Source organism: Streptomyces sp. WAC06614, assembly GCF_003949795.1.
Classification (GTDB): Bacteria; Actinomycetota; Actinomycetes; order Streptomycetales; family Streptomycetaceae; genus Streptomyces.
In genome coordinates this window covers 1-10,947 of record NZ_RPRY01000241.1, presented here as the reverse complement: position 1 = coordinate 10,947, position 10,947 = coordinate 1, and the positions used below count along the sequence as shown (strand labels likewise).

5 protein-coding genes and 1 pseudogene are annotated in these 10,947 nt (G+C 76.4%); 3 read left to right on the top strand and 3 right to left on the bottom strand.

What is annotated here, in order from left to right; translation table 11 throughout:
• Positions 1–1,625, top strand: a 1,625-nt coding sequence (locus tag EF918_RS25895; RefSeq protein WP_185921920.1) for a WD40 repeat domain-containing protein, incomplete at its 5' end; no start/stop codon positions are given.
• 232 nt (positions 1,626–1,857) lie between these two features.
• Positions 1,858–2,214 (top strand): SH3 domain-containing protein, encoded by a 357-nt coding sequence (locus tag EF918_RS25890; RefSeq protein WP_125651038.1) that lies wholly within the window; start codon positions 1,858–1,860, stop codon positions 2,212–2,214.
• Between the two features lie 29 nt (positions 2,215–2,243).
• Here EF918_RS25890 and EF918_RS37750 read toward each other — a convergent pair whose 3' ends face one another.
• Complete coding sequence (locus EF918_RS37750) at positions 2,244–3,254, bottom strand: hypothetical protein (RefSeq protein WP_221889754.1); 1,011 nt, start codon at positions 3,252–3,254, stop codon at positions 2,244–2,246.
• Between EF918_RS37750 and EF918_RS37745 the strand changes: the two genes are divergently transcribed.
• Positions 3,241–4,047, top strand: a complete 807-nt coding sequence (locus EF918_RS37745) for a hypothetical protein (RefSeq protein ID WP_221889753.1) — start codon at positions 3,241–3,243, stop codon at positions 4,045–4,047. The two genes, EF918_RS37750 and EF918_RS37745, sit on opposite strands and share 14 nt — an antisense overlap.
• Here EF918_RS37745 and EF918_RS37240 read toward each other — a convergent pair.
• Both EF918_RS37240 and EF918_RS37235 read right to left on the bottom strand, forming a co-directional pair.
• Entirely contained in the window at positions 3,998–9,274 is a 5,277-nt protein-coding gene (locus EF918_RS37240) for a hypothetical protein (protein ID WP_185921919.1), read from the bottom strand. The genes EF918_RS37745 and EF918_RS37240 overlap by 50 nt on opposite strands.
• Positions 9,267–10,947: pseudogene (locus EF918_RS37235) on the bottom strand (hypothetical protein); the annotation flags it as partial. The pseudogene EF918_RS37235 and the gene EF918_RS37240, both read right to left, overlap by 8 nt.

The following is a 10,947-nucleotide window of genomic DNA, read 5'->3' as shown; positions in this document are numbered from 1 at the left end:
CCCCCTCCCCCGGCCTCGGCTTCGGTGGCGGGCAGCGGCTCGGCGGGTTCGACGGGCCCGTGCACTCGGTCGCGTACCGGCCCGGCGGCGGCCTGCTCGCGGCCGGCGGGGCCGACGGGACGGTCCGGCTCTGGGACACCACCGTCGGCGGCGGCCCCGCGCCCTACCCGCAGCCGCTGACCGGTGCCGCCGGCCCCGTGTTCGCGCTGGCGTTCACGCCCGACGGCCGCCGGCTCGCGGCCGGGAGCCAGGACCGCTCCACCCGGGTGTGGACGGTCCCGGGACCGCAGGACGGGCCGCCGCCCGCGCCGGACCTGCTCGGCGGCGCCCCCGCCACCGCGGACGGCCCGGCCAGCTACGTCAACGCGGTCGCGCACAGCGCGGACGGCCGCTGGCTGGCCACCGGCAGCGCCGACAACCAGGTGCGGCTGTACGACGCCGCCACCCTCGCCCCGGCCGGTGTGTTCCCGCACCCGGGCCCGGTGACCTCGCTCGCGTTCCGGCCCGACGGGCAGGGTCTGGTCAGCGGCGCCGCCGACGGCACCGTACGGATCTGGCACCTGCCCGCCCGTCCCCTGCGCGGCATGCAGGGCACGGTCAACGCGGTGGCGTACAGCCCGGACGGGACCCTGCTCGCGGTCGCCGCCCGCGAGGTGCACCTGTGGGACGTCCGCGATCCGTGGCTGCCCCGGCCGGTGGGCCGGCCCCTGCCCAACCCCACGGGCTACTCGGGCACGGTGGCGTTCACCCCCGACGGCCGCACCCTCGCGGTCGGCGGGCGGGAGGGCAAGGTGTGGCTGTGGGACACCAGCCGCCCCGAACGGGCCGCGCCCCGGGGCGAACCCCTCGCCGGCGGCACCGGAACCGTACAGTCCGCCGTGTTCTCGCCGGACGGCCGGACCCTGGCGGTGGGCAGCGAGGGCCGGACCGTACGCCTGTGGGACACGCGGGACCCGGACCGGCCCCGGGCCTCGGGCGAGCTGACCGAACCCACCAACATGGTCTACTCGGTGGCGTTCAGCCCGGACGGGCGGCGGCTGGCCGCCGGCACCGTCGACAAGCAGGTGCTGGTGTGGCGGGTGCCCTCGGACGGCGGTGTTCCGCAGGCGGAGGCCACCCTCCACGGGCCGGGCGGCTATGTGATGTCGGTGGCCTTCAGCCCCGACGGACGCACGCTGGCCGCCGGCACCGGCGACCGGGACGTGTGGCTGTGGCGGTTCACCGGCCCGGCGGGCGACGGGCTCCCGGAGAGCGCCGGTCCTCCCCTGACCGGACCGAGCAGCTACGTGTACGCCCTCGCCTTCGCCCCCGACGGCCGGACCCTGGCCGCCGCCAGCACCGACAGCACCGTCTGGCTCTGGGACACCGCGGGCCTCGGCCGCGCCGGGGCCCGGCCGAGTGCCCGGGCGGTGCTGAGCGGCCTCGGCGGAAAGGGGTACGCCATCGCCTACGGACCGGACGGGCGGTCGCTGGCGGCCGGCGGCTCGGCGGCAGCCGCGCTGCTGTGGAGCACGGACGCGGAGGACGCCGCCCGGCACGTGTGCGCCCGGGCCGGGTCGCCGGTCACCCGCGCCGAGTGGACGTCCCTGCTGCCCGGGCTGCCGTACGCGCCGCCCTGCACCTGACCGTCGCCGTCCCGGGCAGGGCCGGTCAGGGCCGCTCAGGGCCGGCCCCGGCTGTACGGAGTTGTACGGAGCGCCGTACGGGCCGGTCCGGCCTGCGGCCCGGGCCTTCCGCCGGGCCGCTGCGGCGGGGCTTGCTGGTGGGGCGACGCCGGGCAGGCGGCCCGGCCCGGCCGGTGCCGCGGCCCGGCCGCCGCACCGACGCACCGCCCCACCGACCCGAGGAGAGAAGACGATGCGACGCTTCACCACCGCCCTGCGCACCCGGACCGGACTGGTCACCGCCGCGGCGGGCCTGGCCCTGACCGGGGTCCTCGCCGGCGCCACCACGGCCGGCGCCGCCGGCAGCTACATCTCGTCCAACAGTGGCGGGGCCAACGTCCGCAGCTGCGCCAACACCGGCTGCGGCTCGTACGGGTACCTCGTCAACGGCACCGGCGTGAGCATGCAGTGCTGGCTGGACAGCCAGTGGGTCTACCCGCCGAGCTCGAACTACGCCTCCAACCGCTGGTTCCGGGTCTCCAGCCCGGTCGGCACCGGCTACGTGCACTCCTCCCTGGTGGGCGCCCAGACCTCCGTCCCGCACTGCTGACGTCCCGCCGCACCGTGCCGGCCCCGTCCTCACCTGCTCCCGGGTGGGGGCGGGGCCGGTGGCGTGGTGGTGTCCTTCAGGAAGTCGAAGGCGAGCCCGCTGGACGCCTCGCCGCGGCCGGTACGGCGACGGGCGCTCAGCCAGAGCGCCACCCGGCCGTCGGTCCACCGGGTCCGGTTGTACGACAGGGTGAGCTTGGTGCCGGTCGGCGGCACCTCCTCCTCGTTGACGAAGTACCGGTCGCCCTGGTCCAGGCCCTCGCGCAGCAGCGAGGTCCGCGGGGTGACGACCCGGTCGCCGCCCAGCACGCTGAGCAGCGCGGCGCGCTGGAGCTGGATGTCACGGTTCTGTTCGGGCACGTGGACGGGGATGAACGGGATCCAGTTCTCCGGGATCGCGTTCATGACCTTGTACGCCACCGGGGCCGCGGCCGGGGGCTCCTGCGCGGGCGGGTTCAGCCGGAGCAGGTGGGCGAGGCGTTCGGCGGCGGCCTCGCTGCCGCGGCGCGGCTCGCCGGTGGCCAGGGTGACGGTCTGCTCGATGCCCCACACGAGGTTGCTCGTCTCGTCGCGGACGAGCGCGACCTCCTCCAGGACGGGCCCTTCGGCGACCTTCGGCACGCTGCCCGGCAGCAGCAGGCCCGGCGCGGGGCCGGTGGGCTGCCCGGGGACGGCGGCGGGGCCGGCCGGGGGCGGCGCCTCGGCGGTGTCGCCGAGGGTGTTGAGGGTGAACATCGACCAGTCCTGCCAGGTCACGTCCGGGCCGGTCCCCGCGGGGCTGATCCACAGCCGTTCCCCGAAGACGTCGGTCACGGTCAGGCCCTGGACGGTGGCCAGGGTGCCCGCCGGCAGGTCGCAGGGCAGCTGGTACCAGTCGTTGCTGTAGACCAGGGCGAATTCGAGGAAGATCAGCCGGGCGAGGTCGGTGCTGTCGGGGCGGACGGCGGCGAAGTTGGTCCGGCCGTCCTCCAGGGCCCACCAGCGGGGCAGGGGCATCCCGGAGTAGCGGACCGGCGCGGGGAAGACCGTGCGGTGGAACACCTGGGGGTCCTGGGCCGGCGGGGCGGTCGATGAGGTCGTCGAACCAGCTCACCAGCCGCTTGCCCAGCTTGACCAGTTCGTCGCGGTGGAGGCCGCCGATCCCGGAGATGCCTTCGTGGGCGGGCATGCCGGCGGTGAGCTGGCGGTAGAACTCGTACCCGTCCATCCGGCGACCCGCGACCGCCTGGAAGACCGACCAGACCTCGGGGTGCGCCACGCGCGGGGCGTCGTCCTCGGCCTCCGGGTCGGGCAGCGGGACGGGATAGCGTTCCACGTACTGGCGGCGTACGTTCAGGTTGACGGCGTTGACCAGGCGGTTGCCGGCCACGAGCTTGAGCCAGCGCCGGCCGATGGCCAGGCGCAGGTCGAAGCCGATCCGTTCGGTGCCGAAGGCCAGGGGCAGCGCGCGGCGTTCGGCCACCGCCTCCAGGGGCCGGTCGGGGCCGAACCGCTCGGTGGCGCCGTGCTCACCGGGGCGGACGAGGGTGGTGGGTGCGGCCACGACCGAGTAGGTGGCGGTCACGGGCGAGCCGGCGTCGGCGGCCCGGAACTCGCCGAGCTGCCACTGCCGGGTGAGCATCCAGAGCGGGTCGCGGACCTCCACCCGCAGGGCGCGGCCGAAGTCGGTGGTCCGGGGCCGGCCTTCGAGCCGGTTCCACAGGCCGACGGTGGGGGCGAGCCGGTCGTCGAGCGCCTCGCGCAGCCGCTCGATGCGGAGGTCGGCCGGGTCGGGGCCGGACGGTTCAGGCATGGGTCTTCCCTCGCAGGTTGCCGAGTGCCAGATCGGTGCTGATCGTGATCGGCCGGCGGGTCGCGGAGAGCACGGTGGCGGGGAGCAGATGGGCGTACGCCGTGCCGTCGAGGTGGTCGGGCTCGACCGCCCGCAGGGCGGCGAGGTCCAGGGTCTCCTGGACGGCGGCCACGAGGTCGTCCTCGTTCCAGGTGCCGGTACGGGCCGGGGGCACCACCAGGAGCATGGCCTGCGGCGGTTCCGAGTCGGGGCCGTCGTAGTGCAGGGCGATGCTCGTGGTCTCGCTCACCGACGGCACGACCTCGGTCCACTCGTCGAACAGCAGCCCGCAGCGGGGCGCGGTGGGCAGGCCTGGCGGGGCCGGGGCGTAGTGGGCGGTGAACAGCACCCGGTCCTCGGTGAGGCCGGCCCCGGCCTTGAACTCCATGGCCGCCCAGGTGTCCCCGGGGCGGTAGGGGAGCTGGACGGGGGTCAGGGCGGGGTCGGACGTGCCGGCGATGTCGCTCATCAGCCCGCCCGGACCGCGCAGTGCGTCGGCGAGGACCACGGCCTTCTCCCACAGCCGGGGCTTGTCGCGTACGCGGGCGATGCCGTGGAGCCAGTCGTCGACGGGGAAGTCCCGGCCGAAGTCGTCGGTGAGGTGGGCGACGAGCCGCTCGCTGTCCGCCCGGGCCCGGTCCCAGTCCCCGGCCAGTGCCGCGGTCGGGGTGAACTCGGGAACGACGAGGGCGTCCGGTCCCAGCAGTGCCTTGAGGGTGTCGGTGGCGCACCGGACCCGTTCCGGGCCGGGCGGCGCGGCGTCGTAGGTGCCGAGGGCGGTGTCGGCGTGCCCGACCCGCTCGTCGACGGCCTTGCCCAGCGCCTCGGTGCGGCGGAGCAGTTCCCGTCCCTGGTCCACGATCCGGTCCTCGAACGGGGTCAGGTCCAGGCCGACGGGGTCGAAGGCGTCCAGCGGCAGGTACCTGCGGATCTCGGTGAGCAGGCCGCCGAGGGTGTGCTGGCCGGTGCGGGCCACGCTCCGGAGGTCCGCGAGACGGCCGGTGAAGGCCGTGCGCCGGTTTGCGACGGTCGCGCGCAGCGCGGCGGGGCTGTCCGGGCGGGGGGTCGTCGGCGTGGTCGTCAGCAGCCGCTCCGCCGTCTCCAGCAGACGGAAGCGGTCCTCGTCGGGGGCGGTGGGCGGCAGCTCGTGCTCGTCGTGCAGGAGCTGGTCGGCCTGGCCGAGCGAGCGGTCCATGCGCCCGGCCGCCGTGGCGACCGCGGCCAGCAGCGCGGCGTACACCTCCCGCCGCCAGGTGGTCAGTTCGCCCCAGCCGCTGCGCGGCATGCCGAAGCCGCCCGCCGTGGTGCACAGTTGCGCGTACCCGGCGAGCAGGACGTCGATCCGGGCGAGCACCTCGGCGCGCAGGGGCGGGGCGGGAGCGGCGGGGTAGAGCCGGCTCAGCTCCGTGAACCGCTCGCCGACCTGGCTGCGCAGGGCGGTGAGGGCGCCGTGGACGGCGGCGAGCCGGTCGCGGGAGACGGCGACGGCGTCGTCGGCGGACCGGTCGACGGCGGTGGTGCCGGCGGCGGGCAGGAGGTCGGTGGGGCGCAGCGGGCGGGAGGTGGTGAAGAGCGTGCGCAGCGCGTCGACGAGCGGGGACAGTTCGAAGAAGGTGAGCTTGTCCGGCACCCGTCGGGTGTACCGGATGGTGAGGGCGACGTCCGGGCGGGGGCGTTCCTCGCGGGTCACCACGCCGATGATCCGGTCGTCGAGGTCCGTCATGGCCGTGTGGTCCCCGGGGCGGACGGCCCACAGCAGGTCGATGGGTTGCAGGCCCAGGTCGGCCTGGGTGACGACGCGCTCGTGGGGCGGCCCGCCGAGCGGGTCGGGCCAGGTGACGAGCGCGGCCACGTCCCGCTGCGCGGGAAGCAGGGTCGGCAGCCAGGCGTTGACGGCCGGTTCCGCCTTGGCGCGCGGGCTGTCGCCGAAGTACAGCGGCGGCAGGTGGTCCGCCCGGAGCCCGGCGGTGAGCTGGATGCCGAAGCGGTGGGTGAGGGTGGTGCCGCCGCGCGGGGTGGCCACGACGGCGGGTTCGGGCGGGACGCCGTCCTTGGCGTAGGCGTCGAGGGTGACCGAGGCGCGTTCGGTGTTGCCGAGCAGGGCCTGGTGGGCGCTCTCGGCGACTGCAAGGTCACCGAGCGCGTCGTGGAGCTGGAGCAGCCGGCCCACCTCGTCCTCCAGGGCCAGGGCCTCGTCGGGGGTGGCCGGCGGCATGTGAGCGGCACCGAAGGGGTAGCCGGCGCCGCCGGGGGTGCGGGTGGCGCGCTGGACGAGGGCGAGGCCGTCGACGACGTTACGGGCCTCCACGACGTCGAGGGGGACGCCCGGGCCGGGGACCACCGGGGAGAGTTTGCCCGCCCGCAGGGGGAAGGCTGCGCGCAGGGCGGGCAGGAACTTGTCGAGCTCGACCCCGTCCGGCCGGCTGCCGGGGCGCCGTTCGTGCAGCCCGCGCTCGAAGCGGTGGCCGAGCAGGGCGCCCAGCGACTGGCCCTGGCGCAGTCCGTCGAGCAGGGCGAGGGCGGTCCGGACGCGTTCGGAGCTGAGGTTGACCGCGAAGGAACGGGCGTGGTCCTGCGATCCGTTGGCCGTGTACCCGGCCCGCAGGACGGCGGCGGTGCGGGCGTGTCCGGGCGACGGGGCGTGCACGTAGCCGCCGTTGGCGGGATCGTGGGGCACCGGGTCCTCGCCGAAGACATGGGTGAGAGCGGCGGGGACCGGCACCCGGGGCAGCGGCACCCGCCGGGGGCGTACGTCCTCCAGCCAGCCGTAACAGCCCAGGTGCAGGCCCCGGGTGGGGGTGCCGGTGCCGTCGGGGCCGTACCGCAGCTCGGCCAGCCGCTCGTTGGCCAGGCCCAGCCACCAGGCGTCGAAGCGGTACGTGGCGCAGTCGAGGTGTTCGGCGAGCACCCGCTCCAGCTTCGCGGTGGGCAGGTCGCCCAACAGGGCGACGGCCCGTAGCTGTTCGTCGAGTTCGGCGGTGGCCGGGTGGGTGCCGAGGATCCCGGGGACGTGCTGGTGGACCAGGCGCTGGGGGTCGGTGCTGCCGGTGACGGCGGGGTCGGGTGCGTACAGCTGCCGGTAGCGGCTCTCGCTCGCGGGCGGGGCCGGCTCACCGGGCCGCTGGGTCCTGATGTGGATGAACGGCGGGTCCACCGGGGGGACCGGCGTCCGGCCGGCGGCGACGGCGAGCCGCCGGCCGGTCTCCTCCCAGCCGAGCAGGACGGCGTGCCGGGCGAGCAGGTACAGCAGGGCCGCCGGGGGGCCCGCGGCGAAGCCGTCCTCCAGGCGGACCCGGTCCAGGTCGCGGCGGCCCGCCGCGGCGAGCCAGTGGAGGTAGTTCACGGGCGCGGGCGGTGTGGTGCACGGGCGCAGCCGGTCGGTCTCGGACAGGGGGCGGTCGTCGACGAGGGGGCCGAGCAACGGGCGGGCGGTGTCCTCGAAGAGGCGGTGGAACAGGTCGGGTTCGGGGCGGGCGGGCCCGCCCGGCGGCCGGGTGTCGTAGCCGAGGCGGGCGAGGAGGGCGTTCAGCGGCTGGGGCAGGTGCAGCCGGTCGGTGAGGGCCGCGGTCACGTCGGGGCCGTGTCCCGCGAGGTTCTCCTGGTTGTAGAGGTCGGCGACGCTGCGGGCGTACCGCTGGTGGTGCTCGGCGGAGGTCGGGTGGAGGGCGAGGATGTCCAGGAGCCGCTGGTGCGGGTCGGGGCTGCCGGCGTCGAGCCGGGCGACCCGGGCGGATGCGGTCCGCCAGTCCTCCCGGACCGCCGTGAGGAGGTGGTGCAGGGCGGTGCGGTGGGCCGCGGTGGGGCCGGCCGGCCAGGTGAGCCGGCTGAAGGCGGTGGTGGGCAGGATCCCGTACGGCTGCCGGCCGATGCGGACGGCGGGGGCGGGGCCGCGGCCGGAGACGTGGCGCAGGAAGAAGTCGCGGGTGCGTGCCGCGTCCTGGTCGCTCACCACCGGGTGCAGGGCGGTGCGCAGGAAGCCGCCCCAGGTGGCGGGCCACAGCGCGGTGTCGGCGGCGCGGGCGTCGCGCTGGTCGGTGCCGTCGGCGTGGGGCACCGCGGCCAGGGCGGCGGGGTCGATGCCGAGCAGTTCGGCGAGGCACTGGCCGTCGGTGCGGGCCGTCCAGTCGGCGGGGGCGGCGGGTGCCGCTCCCCGGTCCGTCCGGAGCCCGGCCAGGGCCTCGGTGTGCGGGTCCTGGCCGGCCGGCGCGGCCTCGGTGTTGTTGGTCGGCGTGCCCTGCGGGACGAGGGCGAAGCCGGCGGGGCTGCGCAACTGGCGGTCGATCAGGGCGGTGAGCGCGGTGGCGGAGTCCTGCGGCCCCTGGCCGCGGCGCAGCCCGAGGACGATCAGCCGGTCCACCCCGTCGCGGGTGTGCGCGTCCAGGGGGACGCGCACGCCCATGCCCACGGCGACGGCGGCGTCGAAGTCGGTGAGCCATGCCAGGTGGTCGGGCACGTGCAGCGCGCCGCTGTCCTCGTCCACCCGCGGCTTGTCCTCGGCGGCGGGGTCGGGGCCGACGGCCAGCTCGGCCGGGATCGGCGCGCCCGTCACGGAGAACATCCGCCGGCCACCCGTGAAGCCGAGGACGGTGATGCGGTCGGGCAGCAGCCGCGCCCTGGCCGCGCGGGTCCAGGAGTCGGCGGCGAGGGCCGTGGGGCGCGGCACGACCAGGAAGGCGACCACCACCCCGTCGTCGGACACCAGGGGTGCCGCGTCGATCCCGGCGGGCGGCCGGCCGCGGACCGTACGGGCGCGGGCCGGGCCCACGGCGGCGAGCAGGGCCGCCTCGGCCGCCCGGAGCCGGGCGCGGTCCCCGTGGGCCCGCCACACGGCGGTCCAGTAGGTGACGGTGGGCTGGCGGTCCGCGGCGGGCAGGGCGGCCGCGGTCGTGACGACCAGGGCGGTGGTCCGTGCCGGCAGCCCGGTCGGGCGGTCGGCGGGGTTGGCGGGACGGTGGGTGTCCCGGAGCCAGGTGGCCCGGCCGGGCGCGACCCGCCGGGTGAACTCCTGCCAGGCGACCCGTTCCGCGCCGGCGTCGCCGGCCGCCCGCCACACCCCGGTCCAATAGGCGGTGAGGGCGCTGAACTCGGCCTCGCTGGGCAGTTCCTCCGCGGCGTCGACGGCCCATTCGTCGGGGAACACGCGGACCAGGAGGTCGGTGGCGGTGAACCGGGTCTCGACGCGGACGGGCCCGAGCAGGACCGGGTAGGCGTCGCTGAGCTGGTCAGGCATCGTGGAGCATCTCCTGTGCGTGTACGGCGACCAGCACCGGTGCTTGGAACAGCATGTAGGCGAGGTCGGCGGAGCTGAGCCGCCCGGACCAGGGAGGCAGTCGCGCGTCCTCGCGGCGCTGGGCCTCCTTCTCCGCGTCGTCCTCGGAACCGTCGGGGCGCACGAGCGGCAGCTCGCGGGCGGGGTCGAGCTCGACGAAGCGGCGGCCGTGCGGGTCGATGTGGCTCCAGGCGAGGTCGTTCCACACCTCCAGGGGGCCCGACGGGGTCTCGTCGGCGCCGAAGCGCGGGTCGCCGGGGCGTTCCTGGATGACGAAGAACCAGCCGGGGTCCGTGGGGCGCGCCCCGCGGGCGGCGGTCGGGGTGAGGTCGAAGCCGAGCAGGGTGATGTCCGGTTCGACCTTGGCCTCGTAGATCGGCAGGCGGACCAGCTCGGGGGACGGCCGGTCCCCGTCGGGGACCTCGGCGAGCACCCGTTCCGCCTCGGGGTGCGGGACGCCGTCGTCGTCGCGGGCCCAGTCGGCGCGGTGGGCGTAGACGGCGGCGGTCGGGTACTTCTTCAGCAGGTCGCCGCGGATCACCAGGACGAGCTCCTCCTCCTGGGCGGTTTCGTCCCGGGCGGCCTCGTCCGGGGCGGTGCGGGTGGTTTCGTCCCGGTGGTCGTGGCTGCCGAGGGCGGACTCGGGGGTCCACTCGGCGATCTCCGCGATGTCGTAGAGCCGCTCGCGCCGTTCCTCCTCGTCCTCCCAGGGCCGGGGCAGGTCCACGCGCGGGTCCCAGAACTGGCGGAACGGGGTGCCCCGCAGGTCGGTGGGGTACTCACGCCAGAGCAGTTCGCGGGCCATCTCGTGGTTCAGGCCGACCATGTACGCCTCGATGAACTCCTGGTCGGGGGTGAGCAGGGTGATCGAGTTGGGCGGGACCAGCCCCAGGTTGGGCACGAAGGCGTCCACCGAGAGGTCCCGCAGCCACTGGTAGGCCGGGGTGTCGATCACCGGATGTGCCATGACCTCCAGGAACCGCTCGGCGAACGGCCGTAGCCGGCCCGGGAGCCGGACGTCGGAGAACACGCTGCGCGGCACGGTGGCGTCCGCGCTCAGCCCGGCCAGGACGGCCCGGGTGGTGGAGGTGATCCCGAGCTCCTCGCGCGCGGTGGCGCGCGCGCCGATGTCGGCGTCCCGCGCGCTGCGCACGTTCTCCCGCAGGCCGGCCTTGAACCGCTCCGCCTCCGTGCTGTCGGGGCCGCCGGGGGCGGGGACGACGCCGTCCTGCGGGAGGCTGATCGTGAACGCCCGGCAGGTGGGCAGCTCGGCCACCGGGTCCTCGCCGGGCGGGGGCGCGCCGGGGTGGAGGACCTCGGCGAGGTGGCGCGGGGTCACCAGGGCGGCCGGGGTCGGCCGCTCCGGTGCGGCGGTGACGGCCCCGGAGGCCCGGTCCATCTTCGGGACCAGGGCGTCCGGCGGGTCGGCGGCGGCCACGAGGCCGGACTGCCGGGGGAACAGGGCCCGCATCAGCCGGGAGCCCGGCCGCATCACCCGGCGCATCCCGGCCGACAGCGGCGCGGCGGCCACCCGGCTGCCGGCCACCCAGTGGCCGACGACCTCGCCCGCCGGCGCGCCGGGGAGGGCTGCCCGCCCCTGCGCGGGGGCGGGGCCGGGGGAACGGACCCGGAAG

Coding starts and splice junctions, on each gene's coding strand:
- EF918_RS25890 (WP_125651038.1), top strand. CDS start 1,858: ATGCGACGCTTCACCACCGCCCTGCGCACCCGGACCGGACTGGTCACC.
- EF918_RS37240 (WP_185921919.1), bottom strand. CDS start 9,274: ATGCCTGACCAGCTCAGCGACGCCTACCCGGTCCTGCTCGGGCCCGTC.